This window comes from Lactimicrobium massiliense (assembly GCF_900343155.1).
Classification (GTDB): Bacteria; Bacillota_I; Bacilli_A; order Erysipelotrichales; family Erysipelotrichaceae; genus Bulleidia; species Bulleidia massiliensis.
Window position 1 is genome coordinate 23,273 of record NZ_OUNG01000006.1, and the last position, 14,791, is coordinate 38,063.

The 14,791-nt window shown below is 47.1% G+C and carries 17 protein-coding genes; all 17 read left to right on the plus strand.

Features of this window, described 5'->3' with window-relative positions:
- Positions 1 to 280: 280 nt before the first annotated feature.
- Entirely contained in the window at positions 281 to 1,084 is an 804-nt protein-coding gene (locus DHU66_RS10690; protein WP_108775949.1) for a CPBP family intramembrane glutamic endopeptidase, read from the plus strand.
- 215 nt (positions 1,085 to 1,299) lie between these two features.
- Positions 1,300 to 2,073, plus strand: coding sequence for a nuclear transport factor 2 family protein (locus DHU66_RS10695; protein WP_108775950.1), 774 nt, complete (start codon positions 1,300 to 1,302; stop codon positions 2,071 to 2,073).
- Positions 2,074 to 2,130: 57 nt separating this feature from the next.
- Complete coding sequence (locus tag DHU66_RS10700) at positions 2,131 to 2,571, plus strand: Rrf2 family transcriptional regulator (protein ID WP_108775951.1); 441 nt, start codon at positions 2,131 to 2,133, stop codon at positions 2,569 to 2,571.
- A 56-nt stretch (positions 2,572 to 2,627) separates the two neighbouring features.
- Entirely contained in the window at positions 2,628 to 3,251 is a 624-nt protein-coding gene (locus tag DHU66_RS10705) for a 4Fe-4S binding protein (protein WP_108775952.1), read from the plus strand.
- 13 nt (positions 3,252 to 3,264) lie between these two features.
- On the plus strand, positions 3,265 to 3,636 hold the full coding sequence (locus DHU66_RS10710; RefSeq protein ID WP_209451814.1) for a macro domain-containing protein: 372 nt from the start codon (positions 3,265 to 3,267) through the stop codon (positions 3,634 to 3,636).
- 65 nt (positions 3,637 to 3,701) lie between these two features.
- Positions 3,702 to 4,946, plus strand: coding sequence for a helix-turn-helix domain-containing protein (locus tag DHU66_RS10715; RefSeq protein WP_108775953.1), 1,245 nt, complete (start codon positions 3,702 to 3,704; stop codon positions 4,944 to 4,946).
- On the plus strand, positions 4,861 to 5,643 hold the full coding sequence (locus tag DHU66_RS10720; protein ID WP_108775954.1) for a protein-ADP-ribose hydrolase: 783 nt from the start codon (positions 4,861 to 4,863) through the stop codon (positions 5,641 to 5,643). Before DHU66_RS10715 ends, DHU66_RS10720 begins: the two co-directional genes overlap by 86 nt.
- A 102-nt stretch (positions 5,644 to 5,745) precedes the next feature.
- Positions 5,746 to 6,513 (plus strand): helix-turn-helix domain-containing protein, encoded by a 768-nt coding sequence (locus DHU66_RS10725; protein ID WP_209451815.1) that lies wholly within the window; start codon positions 5,746 to 5,748, stop codon positions 6,511 to 6,513.
- Positions 6,510 to 7,370: an ATP-binding protein gene (locus DHU66_RS10730; RefSeq protein ID WP_108775955.1), complete on the plus strand. Its 861-nt coding sequence runs from the start codon at positions 6,510 to 6,512 to the stop codon at positions 7,368 to 7,370. The genes DHU66_RS10725 and DHU66_RS10730 overlap by 4 nt, the downstream gene beginning before the upstream one ends.
- Positions 7,367 to 8,194 (plus strand): ParA family protein, encoded by an 828-nt coding sequence (locus tag DHU66_RS10735; protein ID WP_108775956.1) that lies wholly within the window; start codon positions 7,367 to 7,369, stop codon positions 8,192 to 8,194. Before DHU66_RS10730 ends, DHU66_RS10735 begins: the two co-directional genes overlap by 4 nt.
- Positions 8,151 to 9,080, plus strand: a complete 930-nt coding sequence (locus DHU66_RS10740; protein ID WP_108775957.1) for a ParB/RepB/Spo0J family partition protein — start codon at positions 8,151 to 8,153, stop codon at positions 9,078 to 9,080. The genes DHU66_RS10735 and DHU66_RS10740 overlap by 44 nt, the downstream gene beginning before the upstream one ends.
- 95 nt (positions 9,081 to 9,175) lie before the next feature.
- The gene (locus DHU66_RS10745) at positions 9,176 to 9,709 is read left to right on the plus strand and encodes a hypothetical protein (protein ID WP_108775958.1); all 534 of its coding nucleotides are present in this window, start codon (positions 9,176 to 9,178) and stop codon (positions 9,707 to 9,709) included.
- An 18-nt stretch (positions 9,710 to 9,727) separates the two neighbouring features.
- Entirely contained in the window at positions 9,728 to 11,116 is a 1,389-nt protein-coding gene (locus DHU66_RS12490; RefSeq protein ID WP_245309529.1) for a DUF5688 family protein, read from the plus strand.
- A 14-nt stretch (positions 11,117 to 11,130) separates the two neighbouring features.
- Positions 11,131 to 11,619: a PcfB family protein gene (locus DHU66_RS10755; RefSeq protein WP_108775959.1), complete on the plus strand. Its 489-nt coding sequence runs from the start codon at positions 11,131 to 11,133 to the stop codon at positions 11,617 to 11,619.
- On the plus strand, positions 11,616 to 13,427 hold the full coding sequence (locus tag DHU66_RS10760) for a VirD4-like conjugal transfer protein, CD1115 family (RefSeq protein WP_108775960.1): 1,812 nt from the start codon (positions 11,616 to 11,618) through the stop codon (positions 13,425 to 13,427). The genes DHU66_RS10755 and DHU66_RS10760 overlap by 4 nt, the downstream gene beginning before the upstream one ends.
- A 101-nt stretch (positions 13,428 to 13,528) precedes the next feature.
- Positions 13,529 to 14,188, plus strand: coding sequence for a CpXC domain-containing protein (locus DHU66_RS10765; RefSeq protein ID WP_108775961.1), 660 nt, complete (start codon positions 13,529 to 13,531; stop codon positions 14,186 to 14,188).
- A gap of 183 nt (positions 14,189 to 14,371) precedes the next feature.
- The gene (locus DHU66_RS10770; RefSeq protein WP_108775962.1) at positions 14,372 to 14,728 is read left to right on the plus strand and encodes a hypothetical protein; all 357 of its coding nucleotides are present in this window, start codon (positions 14,372 to 14,374) and stop codon (positions 14,726 to 14,728) included.
- Positions 14,729 to 14,791 lie beyond the last annotated feature (63 nt).

Genomic DNA, 14,791 nt, shown 5'->3' on the forward strand with positions numbered 1-14,791 from the left:
AATCTGGTTCCCATCAGGAAGACTGCAGAACGTTCTGATGTCTCTGTTCGGTGTACCTTCAACAATCGTCATCATTTTCTCAGCCTTCTGGAAAAGATTGTCGGGAATGAAAAGGAACTGATGGCAGGAACAATCAAGTGGTTTCACTGCCATATCATCAGGGAATCTTTAAAGGAGAAGTATTTATTCAGAATCAATGCGTGCTATGAAAGCACTCATACCCATGCGGGCGAACGAAGCGATACAATAATTTCACGTAATAACAGGAGGAGCAGTCTTTTTGAAGAAGTTATTGAATACAATTTTGAAGATAGTGGTTTTCTTTATAGGATGGGCTGTGTTATCCGGTATCATTGATGTTCCGAGCGACAATCCCGCAATATGGAGATTTTTCGCGGAGCTAATCCCACTTACTGTCATGATACTGTTCACTGTGGTCTTTTGGCTGATCGAGAAGAAAACCGTAAACATACCAATAAAAGAAAATTCAGGCAAAGGGACACTGGTGGGAATTGCGATAGGTATCATTTGGATTGGAGCAGCTTCATCAATTCTTATTTTTTCTAAGCAGTTGGAAATTACCGGTAAAAATGAAGTCTCGTTCTTATGGCTTTGGATTCTTTCGGCATTTCTTAATGTCATCATGCAGGAACTCCTTGTAAGAGGATACATATATCAGCTTTTGAAGGAAAGATACAATCTTCCCGCTGCCGTTATTGTTGCAACCGCGATATTTACGCTTATGCATGGTGGAGCATTCGAAGCGGGCGTCATTCCTGTCATAAATGTTGTTACGATGTGTCTTTTTACGATGGCACTATATGAGTCAGAGAAGACAATTCTTGCACCCATAATGGCGCATTCCATATGGAATATCGTTGGGGCACTCATTCTCGGAGGGGTTGGTCTGGCAGATGATTATCCGAGTGTTTTAACTATGACAGCTTCTGCAAATAAGCTCCTGTCAGGAGGAGAGTACAAAATAGAAGCAAGTATTGTCGTAACTGTTTTGAATGTGATCTTAATGGGGATATTTTATATTCGATACCGAAAGACTAAAAAACTCGGGCTGCAGGGGCAATAAATATGACACCACAAGGCTCCCACACACTGCTATCATCGGCGGGGAAGTTTGCAATAAATTCCGGATGCACAAAAGGCGTCCGGAATTTTTATTTGAAAAAACGATGATGTAACCATTGACATTACAACATTGGAATGTTATATTCTGCTCATCAGATGAAACCACAGTGGTTACAGCCGATAAAACATTAGTGAAAATCTGAGGAGGATACCATCATGACAAACAAAGAAAAGGCACTGGCTCTCATCGGCACATTCGCAAGCGGGGATACCACAAAAGCAAAGGAGCTCCTTGCTCCTGGCTACATTCAGCACAACCTCGCTTATGGCACAGGCGCTGACGCTTTCGCAGGCAGCGTTGCCTATCTTGCATCTGCTCCTGTAAAGACTACAGTCAATAACATCCGCGCTTTCGAGGACGGAGACAAGGTGTTCCTGCAGACGATCTACAACTTTGCAGGAGCCGGTGAGCAGGTTGCTTTTGACATCTTCCGTTTTGATGCTGATGGCAAGATCGCTGAGCATTGGGACAATCTCGCAGCCAAGGCAGATCCTAATCCGTCCGGTCATACACAGGTTGACGGTTACGACTCATTGGAAGACCTAGATAAGACGGAAGAGAACCGTGAGCTCATCAAGAACTTCCTTCATGATGTCATGCAGGGCAAGGCACCCGAAAAGACACCTTCCTACTTTGACGGTGATACCTATATTCAGCACAACACAGGAATTGCTGACGGTCTATCCGGTCTCGGCGCTGCTCTGGAGGCACTTGGAAAGCAGGGCATTCAGATGATCTATGACAAGGTTCATCAGGTCCTTGCACAGGGCAATTATGTGCTGGCTGTTTCCGAAGGTACCTTTGGCGGAGCTCCTACCTCGTACTACGATCTGTGGAGGATTGAGAACGGCAAGGTGGCAGAGCATTGGGATGTCATGGAAACCATTGCTGACAAAGAGACCTGGCAGAACCAGAACGGCAAATTCTAATGTAACCTTTGAAATTACAGTATGCATGATGTAGTATGGTGGCCGGAGGTGGTTTATATGCAGATATCGAGCAGATTTACCGTGGCTTTGCATATCTTCACCTGTGTGGATACGTTTAAGGATGAATATAAGGTTACGAGTGATTTTCTCGCAAGAAGCATAGGAACGAATCCGGTGATCATTCGAAAAATACTCACGCAGCTGCAAAGTGCAGGGCTTATCACAGTAGCAAGAGGAACCGGCGGAATCTCGCCAACAAGAGAACTGTCGGAGATATCCTTCTATGATGTATATCAGGCCATAGAGCCTGTAGAGGGCGGAAACTTGTTCCGGTTCCATGAGAATCCGAGTCCGCAGTGTCCGGTAGGACGAAACATCCATGCTCTTTTGGATGACAAGCTGAAAGACATTCAAAACGCTATGGAAAATGAGATGAAAAAGTACACCATAGCGGATTTAAGGACGGGACTGCAGGATATTCTCGCAAAAGAAGCCTGACAAAACGGGACTCCGGGGCAGACAGCTTCGGAGTCCTTTTCTAAGGAGGCGTTAAAATGACAGCAAAAGACTATCTTGACTATATAGTAAATGAAATACATCGAACGATTGTGGCAACCGTTGATGACGAAGGTCTTCCTGTTACGGCCGCAATCGATATGATGGACAGTGATGAAAAGAGTTTGTATTTCCTTACAGCAAAGGGCAAAGGCTTTTATGACAGGCTGAAGAAACGAGAGTTTCTTGCTCTGACTGCAATGAAGGGTGAGGATACAATGAGCAGCGTGGCTGTGTCTATCCGCGGGAAAGTTCGGGAGCTTGGATATGATAAGATCCCGGAACTGTTTGAGAAAAATCCATATATGCGCAAGATCTATCCCACCCAGGAGTCTATGCAGGCTCTGACGGTGTTCCAGATTTATGAGGGCAGCGGTGAGTGGTTCGATCTTTCAAAGAGACCGATAGAGCGTGCTTCTTTTACATTTGGAGGAGTAAAGAAAAAGGCAGAAGGATATTTCATTACTGACACATGTATTGGCTGTGGAAGCTGTTCAGCGGTTTGTCCGCAGAATTGTATCATTCATGACAAAATACCGTTTGTAATTGAACAGGAACACTGTCTGCATTGTGGCAACTGTATGACGGCTTGTCCTGTAAATGCGGTGGAAAGAAGGCAATAGCATGAATGAGAAAATGACACAGGAACAGCGGCTGGATTATCTCGTGGAGGAATTCAAGAAAGACTCCGTCCAATACAAGGATTTTCAAACGCCGAATGACACCGAAGGGAAGCGGCGCATTCTCCGGTCGCTTATGAACATCCGTATGCCGAAGGCTCTTCCAGATGATGTACTCGCTGTTCAGGATCAATATCTGACAGGCAGAGCCGAAGAAAAAGGTATCGTGCGTCTTGCAGACATCCCGGTAATCCGTGATGGTCTGTCTGTTTGGCAGGGTGATATTACAAGGCTTGCTGTGGATGTTATCGTCAATGCTGCAAATTCTCAGATGCTGGGCTGCTTTATCCCTATGCACACCTGCATTGACAACCCGATACTGAACTGAATCACACACTTTGTATAAATATTATAAAGAGAGACATACGGACCTTGGTGGAGTTAGTGATTTCAATGCCAGGACCATCCGTTCATGCAAGCCCCGGCGAAAAGCTGCGGTACTATCGCGAGTTGAAGCAGATGAGCCAGGAGGAACTGAGCCGAAAGCTCGGACATGACAATCTCTGGTATATTGTCAATCTGGAAAAGGGATTCAATCCGATTTTCTATGAGGATGCCGTGAGATTGGCCGAAGTTCTGAACATTGATCCGGAAGACCTGCTTACCGAATACACAAGATTCTGCAAGCCCGGCTACGGAGCAAGGATCAAGCGGATCCGGCATGAATATCAGGCCACGCAGGCGGAATTCTCTGAAATGGCAGATACGGAGCGTGCCCATATTGCAGTATGGGAATGTGAGTATCACAACATTCATCCGGAGTACAGCAGCTTCCTGAAACTCAAAAAACTGGCGGAAGATAAGTCAATTGACTTTCAGAAGCTGATCGATGATGAGGAATACTGCATCGATGATTATGAGCGGTTCATAAAGGCGGACATTCCGAAGAAAGTCCGGAATATCCGTTCTGCTTATGGCATGTTCCAGCATGACTTCGCAAAGATGCTCGGATGCATTGATTCCGGAAGCGCAGTCAGTCAATGGGAGTCCGGAAAAGGCAAACCATTGCGAAAGACTTTCTACAAACTCCGCGATGCGGCAGTTGCCATCGGAATTGATATGGACAAGCTCAATGAAGATCCTGATTTTTACAGAGATGAATATGCTGAGTTTATCGAAACAGACTGCGGTGATAAGATCAGGTACATCCGGCTGAAGCATGACTTATATATGGAACAGTTCGGTGAAATGCTTGGCGTCGCCGGAAGCACTGTCGGCCAATGGGAGTCCGGAAACAGTATCCCGACAAAGGTTTGGTTTCCGGAGATAAAGAAAGCTGCCGAAAAGGTTGGAATCGATCTGGACAGTCTTAACGGACATCCGGAAATCTATAAGGATCCATATACAGAACTGATCCAGAAGCAGGATTCCTCCGCATGGGTGAGAAGAATCAGAAAAGAGAGCGGTCTTACGATTGAAGACTTTGCTCGTTACATCGGCGTGAGTACAACTGCCGTATGGCAGTGGGAAACAGATAAGAAATGCCGGAAACCGGGAAGACGGTCCTTTGACAAGATCGTTGAAATAGCAGTCATGAAAGGAATTGATATCTATGACACATGGAGAACAGAGACGGTGGCTGATCCAACAGCTGCTGGCGGAGGATCCGCAGTATCAGAACATTCAGATACCAGATGATATCCAGGAACAGAAAAATCTTCTGAGAGCGCTGATGAACGTCCGCATGCCGAAGAAGATCAGCAAACAATTCCTTGACGTTCAGGACGAGTATCTGCAGGCAGAAATCGAAGCGGAAGGGATCATAGACGTGGACGACCTGAAGCCTTTCGGAAGTGATCCGAAGATCTATCTCTGGCAGGGTGACATCACAAGACTTAAAGTAGATGCCATCGTGAATCCGGCAAACAGCAAGATGTTAGGTTGCTTCCAACCTTTACATAATTGCGCGGATAACATCATCAATACCAAGGCCGGGATAGCCTTGAGGCTTGAGATGAATCGCATTATGACGATTCAGGGACATGATGAGCCGACCGGCGAGGCTAAGATCACTTCCGGTTTCAATCTGCCGGCCAAGCATATCCTTCATACGGTCGGTCCGATCTGCTATACAGGCGTACCTGGTACAAGGGAGAAGGCACAGCTGGCTTCCTGCTATCGTTCCTGCTATACACTGGCTGCGGATTCCGGATGCAAGTCTATTGCCTTCCTTTGCATTTCAACCGGTGTGTTCATGTTCCCGAATAAACCGGCTGCTGAAATAGCGGTGAAGACAGTGAAGGAATGTATGGCTGAAGATCCACGCATTGAAAAAGTGGTTTTCACAGTCATGAAGGATCTGGACAGGAACTATTACGAAAATCTGCTGAAGTAACCAGACAATTGAATATTTTGGATATAGACGGTCTCGAGCTGCAAAAGGTTCGGGGCCGTTTTTTATTGCCAAACATACTGACAAAGGAAGGAGGAATGACTCATGGCAGTCTTCCGGGTGAAGAAAAACAAAAACTTTACCACAATGTGCAACATCCATCTCCGTGACAAGAACCTGTCCCTCAAGGCAAAAGGAATGCTCTCGATTTTCCTGAGCCTTCCGGATGAATGGCATTACTCCGTCAAGGGTCTTGCCGAGATCTGTCAGGAAGGTCCTGACTGCATCCGAAGCGTCCTGAAGGAACTGGAAGCGGCGGGGTATCTGAGACGCAGACGTACCCGCAGGGAGAACGGGCAGCTCGGCGATGCGGAGTATCTGATCTATGAGACACCGCAGCATGATGCTGATGGTGACGATACTAATGAAGCTTCTCCTGCTCAGGCTGCATCTGGGAAGGAATCACCTGTGCAGGAAAATCCAGTGCAGGCGGAACCTGTATTGGAGGACACGACAGGAATAAAGAAAGACGAAGTAAGTACAGAAAAATCAAATACTAATCCATTAAATACAGATCAATCAAAGAAAGAGAGAGGAGAAAGCGCCCGTCACAGATATGGGCAGTATGAAAATGTCCTTCTGAGTGATGATGATCTGGAAAAGCTGAAAACAGAATTCCCGAACGATTACACAGAGAGGATCGACAATCTGTCGGAATACATGGCATCGACGGGCAGGTCTTACAAAAATCACCTGGTCACGATCCGGAGATGGTCCAGGAGGGATACCGGCAGGAAGCCGGTTTATCGACAGCCATCTTCTCCTGCCTATAGTCCTGACCGATACGAAACGACGAAAAGGAGAAGCTTATGACAGAGGTAAATGCAATTCTGGGAGCGATGGCTGAACAGAACAGGATGGAGCCGGAGAAAATTCCTGAGGGCACATACAAAGCTGAAGATGGTCTGCTTCACTGCAAGGTCTGCAAGCAACCGGTGCAGCACCGGCTTGAAATCTGCGGCAAGGTCCACCTTGTCCGGTGCCTGTGCCAATGCGATGAGGAACGGATGAAACGGCAAGAGGAGGAAGAGCGCCGACAGAAGGAGCGCATGTACATTGCCTCGTTAAAGGCAAACGGGATCCAGGAACAGTATTTCTACTCCTGGACATTCCAGAATGCTGAACAGAACAACGATATCCGGATGGCACGGCGGTACGTGGATCAATGGGAACAGGTTAAAGAGAAAAACCTAGGATTGATCCTATGGGGCGGCGTCGGGACCGGCAAGACCTATATCGCAGCGTGCATTGCCAATGCTCTGATTGAGAAGAAGGTGCCGGTGCTGATGACAAACTTCTCCAAGGTACTGAATCAGATGGGGGCGCTGTACTCGGGAGAACGATACAAGTACATCTCAGACTTTTCAAAATTTCCATTGCTGATCATTGATGATCTCGGCGTGGAGAGAAGCACCGAATATGTCCGGGAACAGATCTTTGCCATCATCGATGAGCGGTATAAAGCAAACCTGCCGCTGATCGTGACGACCAACCTGACGATCGATGAGCTAAGCAATCCGAAGGATGTCCCCGATGCCAGAATCTACAGCCGGCTTCTGGAGATGTGTGCTCCGGTTCAGATCAGAGGATCGGACCGCCGGCAGAAAGTCGGGGATGCGAAGATCGATCTGGCAAAGCAGATGCTGTTTGAAAGCGAGGTGAATCGATGAAGAACAGTACGGAAATCATATCAATCGTCAATCAGAAAGGGGGAACAGCCAAAACTACGACGGCGGAGAATCTGGGAATAGGGCTTGCGAGGGAAGGCAAACGAGTCCTTCTTGTTGATACGGATCCTCAGGCGTCTTTAACCATTGCTCTAGGCCACCCGAATCCGGATGACCTGCCGGTCACTCTGACGGAGCTTATGAATTACACAATGGATGAGACGCTGATCGATCCGGGAGCCGGTATTCTTCACCACGAAGAAGGTGTTGATCTGGTTCCGGCGAATATTTCCTTGGCAGGACTGGAAGTTTCTCTGGTCAATACCATGAACCGCGAGCGGATTCTGAAGCAGCTGCTGGATCAGATTAAGTCCAATTACGACTATATCCTGCTGGACTGCATGCCGTCTTTGGGCTTGATGACAGTCAATGCCCTGGCATCTTCTACCAGTGCCCTGATACCGGTGCAGGCAAATTATCTGTCGGCCAAAGGTCTGGAGCAGCTTCTCGGAACCATCAATAAGGTCAAACGTCAGATCAATCCGAAGCTGAAGATTGAGGGTGTGCTGCTGACGATGGTGGATAACCGGACCAATTACAACAGGGAGATCAGTGCACTGATCCGGGATACCTACGGAGGACACATCAGGATCTTCCAGACAGAAATTCCCAGATCGATCAGAGCTGCTGAAATTTCAGCAGAAGGGAAAAGCATCTTTGCTTATGACCCGAAAGGCAAGGTCGCCGATGCATATGGAAAACTCACGAAGGAGGTGATGATGAATGCAGAGAAAAGGCGCAAACGTGAGCTTGAAGAGTGTCGATGACCTTTTCTCCACGCAGGAAGAAAGAGATACGACAGAGCATGTGCAGGAGATTCCGCTTTCCGAGCTGCATCCCTTCAAAGATCATCCTTTCAAAGTACTGGATGATGAGGCGATGCAGAAAACGGTTGAAAGCATCCGTGAGTACGGAGTTCTTACGCCAGCGATTGCAAGACCAAGACCGGAAGGAGGCTATGAGCTGATCTCCGGACACCGAAGGCACCATGCTTCTGAACTTGCCGGCAAAGAAACAATGCCCGTCATTGTAAGGAACATGGATGACGATGCTGCAACGATTCTCATGGTCGATTCCAACCTGCAGCGAGAGGAAATCCTGCCGAGTGAACGAGCCAAAGCCTATAAAATGAAGCTGGAAGCTTTGAAGCATCAGGGAGAACGTAGGGATTTAACTTCGGGCCAACTTGGCCCGAAGTTAGATACTAAGAGATCAAACGAAATAGTAGCGGATCAAGCTGGTCAGAGTGTGAAGCAAGTCCAGCGCTTTATCCGTCTGACAAACCTTATCCCTGAACTCCAGGACATGGTCGATGAGAAGAAGATTTCCTTCAATCCTGCCGTTGAGCTTTCTTACCTGACACCGGAGGAACAGAAGATGTTTGCGGAGGCTATGGAAGCTTCACAGATCGCTCCTTCACTTTCCCAGGCACAGCGCATGAAGAAAATGAGCCAACAGGGACAGCTGACCCAGGAATCGATGGAGGATATGCTGTCGGAGGACAAGAAAGCACCGCTGGATCGGGTGGTATTTGATCAGAGCCAGATCCGGAAGTATTTCCCTAAGTCCTATACGACGAAGCAGATGCAGGAAAAGATCATCCAGCTGCTGGAGCAATGGCAGCGCAAGCAGCAAAGAGATATGGAACGCTGAAACAAAGAGGACAAGTGAATATGATTTGAAACACGCAGCTATCTCAAAAGGGACGCTGCTTATTTTTACCCAAATCCAGAAAGGAGACCTAGAGAATGATGAACCAGAATACCAAAACCGGCATGGCGACAGAGGCTGATATTGCAGTGCAGCTTTACCGAATCGCCGAAACATTAGAGGAGCTTTTGGATGTGATGAAAGATCAGAGCATCTGTGACTACTGCAGGGATGATTCCGATATGGAAGCGTGCCTGGACAGGCTTTTATCCTCGCCGCATAAAAGACCATCGCCGGATGAAATCTTTGCAATTGCGATCGATCCGGCAAAGCAGCCGGAGAAAGTTCCGATCAGCAGGCTTGAGGAATACGAAACATTCACAGAGAGCGATGAAGTCATTTTTGAAATTCCCGATACCGATATGGCAGTTTCCTGCAGCATCGGCGATCTGATAGAGATCGGCGGCCATCAATATCTGTTCGGGCAGGGACTGGTGGTCCTGCTGGAACCGAATGCCGAGCTGCGCGCCTTTCAGGAGAAGGATTTCCAGAAACTACTCGGTTACCTGAATTGTGTTAAGAGGACGATTCTCTGCGGCTCAGCGAAGAAAGACGTATATCGGCTCAAATAAATAAGGAGGGGTCAACAGATGGAGTACGAAGAATTTCTGAAGAGGCTGAAAGATGATTTGCAGAATTATTACTCTGATGCAGGAATAACAGTTGACACTGCGGATGTTCAGAAGATGCAGGGAGAATCCTATCACGGTCTGCAATTTACAAGAGACGGAACCAATGTCGGCTTCAATATGGATATGCATAACTTCTTTGACGAGATGGAAAACGGAGTTCCTTACCATGATGTGATGCTGGATGTCAGAGATGCCGCATCCGAAGCTCTTGATCGTTCACTGTCCATGGGGATGGATATCGAAAAGCTATCGAATTACGAAGAGATGAAACACAGCCTTTCCATACAGATCGTTTCGACAGAACAGAATCAGGAAATGCTTTCCAGAGTACCGCATCAGGAAATGGCAGATATGTCCATGGTATATCGCTTTGATCTTGGGGAGACATCCAACGGCAACGCAACCATTCTGGTAACCAACCAGATGCTGCAGAATTACGGGATCACAGCAGAACAGCTCCATGATGATGCCATGACCTTTGCCCCGCTGATGCATCCGGCATCGATCCGCAGCATGGAGAGTGTCCTCTTCGGTATTCCGGAAGAAGAGAGTATCGATCCGGACGGACCTCCGAAGCTCTATGTTGTGACGAATGAGAAGGCAGTAAATGGTGCCGGCGTCATCACGTATCCGGATTTCATGGACCAGGCTGCAGAGAAGATGGGCGGAAGCTTCTATCTCCTGCCGTCATCGATCCACGAAGTTCTGATCATGAAGGATACTCCTGACGTGGATGTTGATGGACTGGTAGATATGGTCAAAACAGTCAATGCCACACAGGTAGAACCGGAGGATCGCCTTACGGATAATGCCTATCACTACGATGCGAATGCACGGGTCTTTGAAACAGCTCACGGTTATGAAGAACGTGTTGCGGCGGAACACACCGAACCGCAGAAGGCTGCTGAAACCATTGATGTGCTTCTTGTAGAACCGGGAAAATATCCGCAGCATATCCAGATCGGAACGGGACTGGAAGATCTGCAGAAAGCTGTCGGCGGTGATATCGAAGTGACTTATCCGTTTGAGTGCAACGTCGGGCTGATCTGCAATGAAGAAGGAAAGCTAAACGGGCTGGAATGGAACCGCGCACTCTACGATGACCATGGCAATATTTCGGATGTGATTGCTGGACCGTTCCTGATCGCAGGTCTCACGGAAGATGACTTCTGTTCTCTCACAGATCAGCAGCTCTCGGACTTCGAGGATAAATTCTATTCGCCGGAAGTCTTCATTCGACTTGGCCACAGCATTATGGCAGTTCAGGTACCGGAAGATGCAGTCCGTGAACGGGAAGAATCCTATAAGCCGAAAACAAAGCCGGCACCGGAGATCGATGACCGCTGAGGGAGGTGAGGTGATTGCAGGAAGAAATAGAAAACAGGACTGTGAATCTTGCCATTACGACTACGCGGCTTGGCGCCAGGGCGATCCTGAGCGGTCTGCGCATGTATCTGGCTCATCATAATCGGGTGAAGAGCATGAAACAGACAGCGAAGCCGGATCATATTCAGGGAAAGCAGACTGTAAAGGAACTGATCGGACAGAACCAGGGCGTTACCAGTATTCCTCTGGACGATGTCCGGATCAAAGACTTCAGCCGGGCAGCACAGAAGTACGGCGTAGACTTCGCAGTCGTTAAGGATAAATCTGAGATTCCGGCAAAATATACGGTCTTCTTCAAAGCAAGGGATACTGATGCATTGACGGCTATCATGAAGGATCTGACAGCAAAACAGCTAAATAAGGAGAAGACGCCAAGTCTTCTGCAGCAGCTGCATAAGCTTGTTGAAAAGGCGGCGACAATACCGGCGAAGGTCCATCACCACGAACAGGAACACAGCCTATGAGCAATAAGACAAAGAAGGCGTTGATCCTGAATCTTCCCTATGTGATTGCAGGTTTGCTTGCAACGAATTTTGGAGAAGCATGGAGACTGGCGGAAGGGGCGAATGCATCAGAGAAAGTCCTGAGCCTGATGACAACACTGCAGACGGCATTCTCGAATCCGCTTCCGAGCTTTGCCCTATTTGATCTTCTGATCGGTGCTTTGTGTGCCGCAGCATTCCGGCTGGCGGTCTATCTCAAAGGGAAGAATGCGAAGAAGTACAGGCATAACACGGAATACGGATCTGCCAGGTGGGGAACTCAGAAGGATATTGAACCGTTTGAAGATCCGGTTTTTCAGAACAACATTATTCTGACAAAGACAGAGCGCCTCATGATGTCCAACCGGCCGAAGAATCCCGGCAACGCCAGGAATAAGAACTGCCTGATCATCGGCGGATCCGGTTCCGGTAAGACAAGATTCTGGCTGAAACCTAACCTTCTTCAGATGCATTCTTCCTATGTCGTCACTGATCCGAAGGGATCTGTTCTGACAGAATGCGGCAATGCCCTGAAAAGAGGCGCTCCGAAGCTGGATGACAAGGGGAAACCGATTAGAGATAAGCAGGGGAAGATCGTCTACGAACCATACCGGATCAAGGTCTTCAATACCATCAATTTCAGGAAATCGATGCGATATAATCCCTTTGCTTATATTCACTCGGAAAAAGATATTCTGAAGATGGTTACGGCTCTGATCGCAAATACTAAGGGAGACGGGAAGGAAGGTGATGAATTCTGGACCAAGTCGGAAACACTTCTCTATTGTGCCTTGATCGGATATATCCATTATGAGGCTCCAAAGGAAGAACAGAACTTTGCGACACTGCTGGAGATGCTGAATTCCATGGAAGTTCGGGAGGACGATGAGGACTACATGAATCCAGTCGATATCCTCTTTGCCAATCTGAAAAAGAAGAACCCGAATCATTTCGCGGTGAGGCAGTACAGCAAGTTTAAGCTCGCTGCCGGCAAGACCCTGAAGTCGATCCTTGTAAGTTGCGGTGCCAGGCTGGCTCCCTTTGATATCCAGGAGGTCCGGGACATCACAATGTACGATGAACTGGAGTTGGATACGTTGGGGGATCGGAAGACAGCGCTGTTTCTCATCATGTCGGATACGGATACTACCTTTAATTTCCTGATTGCAATGATCTATACGCAGATGTTCAACCTTCTGTGTGAGAAGGCGGATGATGTTTATGGCGGAAGGCTTCCGGTCCATGTCCGGTGCCTGATTGATGAGGCAGCGAATATCGGTCAGATCCCTAATCTGGAAAAGTTGGTTGCGACGATCCGAAGTCGTGAGATCTCCGCCTGCCTCTTCCTGCAGGCGCAGTCACAGCTGAAAGCGATCTACAAGGACAATGCGGATACGATCATAGGAAATATGGACAGTAGGATCTTCCTCGGCGGTACCGAACCGACGACATTGAAGGAGCTGAATCAGTCGCTCGGCAAGGAGACGATCGACATGTACAACACTGGAGAGAGCCGGGGACGAGAAGAATCGCATTCCCTGAATTACCAGAAGCTAGGTCATGATCTTCTGTCTGTCGATGAGCTGGCAGTACTGGAAGGAAACAAGTGCATCCTGCAGCTGCGTGGTGTGCGGCCGTTCCTGTCAGATAAATATGACCTGACACAGCATCCCAATTACAAGCTGACTGGAGATTATGATAAGAAGCAGATGTTTGATATTGAGAAGTATCTGAAACATGGCTTAAAATTGCATCCGAATGATCAGTATAATGTGGTAAATGTTGGATGACATTCTAGAGTTTGCATGATAATCTTTACCTAGAAATCAACAACTTAGAATCGGCAGATCATTTGGATTGTTACAGCTGAAAGTACTTAGGGAGCGTTGGTATGTCGAAATGGGAAGAAGTAACAATTAAATGTCCGAATTGCGGAAAAGTAAGCAAGTTTAAGCTGTGGGACAGTATTAATACAACCCTTGATCCGGAAATGAAGCAAAAGGTGCGTGACGGATCTGCCTTTAGCTTTACTTGCCCACATTGTGGTTACCAGACATATATTTATCGTCGCTTCCTTTATCATCAGATGGAAGATAAGGTACTAATTCAATACTGCGAAACTGATAAAGAAGAAACTGAATTTATTCAGTTTTTCAATCAGAATAATCCGGATTTTCCAACAAATTTCAAGGCAGAAGGATATTGGATAAGAATTGTCAGATCTATGAATGATCTGAGAGAAAAGCTATTTATCCTTGATGAAGGATTGGATGATCGAGTTATTGAAATATGTAAGTTGTTTGTTTTAAGTGAGGTTTATAAGAAATATCCAGATCTTAATGTCAAAGAGGATATGTTCGTCCCGGGAAATAATGGTGAAAAATACATTCAGATTATTTATGCCGAGGAAATCGGAAAGATCTCAACATTGATGGCTATCATTCCGGATGACTTATACGAAATGGTAAAGAGTAATATTGTTGATACAATAAATGATGACAGTTTCACTGTGGATCAAAACTGGGCCGAAGCAATTCTTCAGAATCAATAGTAATTTAACGCATCGATAACAATTGAATTTGTTTTTATACAGATCTCGAACTAACAAACGGTTCGGGATCTTTTTTGCCTTAAAGGGAGGTGATGCATATCGAGAAATGACGCTTCGAATACCAGGAATGTGACATACGGCTTTGAATCAGACATTTCATGAAATCAGAAAGGATGAAAAACAATGAGCGAAGGTGTTATTACGATCAAATTTGCAAGAGGTCTTCTGGGTGATGAGTTTACTGCCAGGAACGGCAATGAACTGGTCCGGGTAAAGATCCCGAATGAGGATCCGGAGGACCGTTCTCCATGGGCAAGCTTCGTGGTGCCGGCCGGTTCTGTCTATGACAGTCAGAACGGCAAGGCAGTGTGTGTAGATCTTCCGGTGGATGGCCAGACCACAGTCACGAAATCTCACAGAACCGGTACGGGACCGGATGGAAGAAGTCTGTGGGAGAATACCCGTACCACCGTCAGTAACCATCAGCTGAAGGAGATGGTGGAATTCTACAGAAAGAAGCCCAGAGAAAACGCAAGATGAAGAACAGTACAACAGAATATTTCATGTAGAAGCAGTCGGATCAGAAAAGGTTCGGCTGCATTT

Bases quoted from the DNA above. Each gene is read 5' to 3' on its own strand.
- DHU66_RS10695 (WP_108775950.1), top strand. From the start codon at position 1,300: ATGACAAACAAAGAAAAGGCACTGGCTCTCATCGGCACATTCGCAAGC.
- DHU66_RS10700 (WP_108775951.1), top strand. From the start codon at position 2,131: ATGCAGATATCGAGCAGATTTACCGTGGCTTTGCATATCTTCACCTGT.
- DHU66_RS10705 (WP_108775952.1), top strand. From the start codon at position 2,628: ATGACAGCAAAAGACTATCTTGACTATATAGTAAATGAAATACATCGA.
- DHU66_RS10710 (WP_209451814.1), top strand. From the start codon at position 3,265: ATGACACAGGAACAGCGGCTGGATTATCTCGTGGAGGAATTCAAGAAA.
- DHU66_RS10715 (WP_108775953.1), top strand. From the start codon at position 3,702: ATGCCAGGACCATCCGTTCATGCAAGCCCCGGCGAAAAGCTGCGGTAC.
- DHU66_RS10720 (WP_108775954.1), top strand. From the start codon at position 4,861: ATGACACATGGAGAACAGAGACGGTGGCTGATCCAACAGCTGCTGGCG.
- DHU66_RS10725 (WP_209451815.1), top strand. From the start codon at position 5,746: ATGGCAGTCTTCCGGGTGAAGAAAAACAAAAACTTTACCACAATGTGC.
- DHU66_RS10730 (WP_108775955.1), top strand. From the start codon at position 6,510: ATGACAGAGGTAAATGCAATTCTGGGAGCGATGGCTGAACAGAACAGG.
- DHU66_RS10735 (WP_108775956.1), top strand. From the start codon at position 7,367: ATGAAGAACAGTACGGAAATCATATCAATCGTCAATCAGAAAGGGGGA.
- DHU66_RS10740 (WP_108775957.1), top strand. From the start codon at position 8,151: ATGCAGAGAAAAGGCGCAAACGTGAGCTTGAAGAGTGTCGATGACCTT.
- DHU66_RS10745 (WP_108775958.1), top strand. From the start codon at position 9,176: ATGATGAACCAGAATACCAAAACCGGCATGGCGACAGAGGCTGATATT.
- DHU66_RS12490 (WP_245309529.1), top strand. From the start codon at position 9,728: ATGGAGTACGAAGAATTTCTGAAGAGGCTGAAAGATGATTTGCAGAAT.
- DHU66_RS10760 (WP_108775960.1), top strand. From the start codon at position 11,616: ATGAGCAATAAGACAAAGAAGGCGTTGATCCTGAATCTTCCCTATGTG.
- DHU66_RS10765 (WP_108775961.1), top strand. From the start codon at position 13,529: ATGTCGAAATGGGAAGAAGTAACAATTAAATGTCCGAATTGCGGAAAA.
- DHU66_RS10770 (WP_108775962.1), top strand. From the start codon at position 14,372: ATGAGCGAAGGTGTTATTACGATCAAATTTGCAAGAGGTCTTCTGGGT.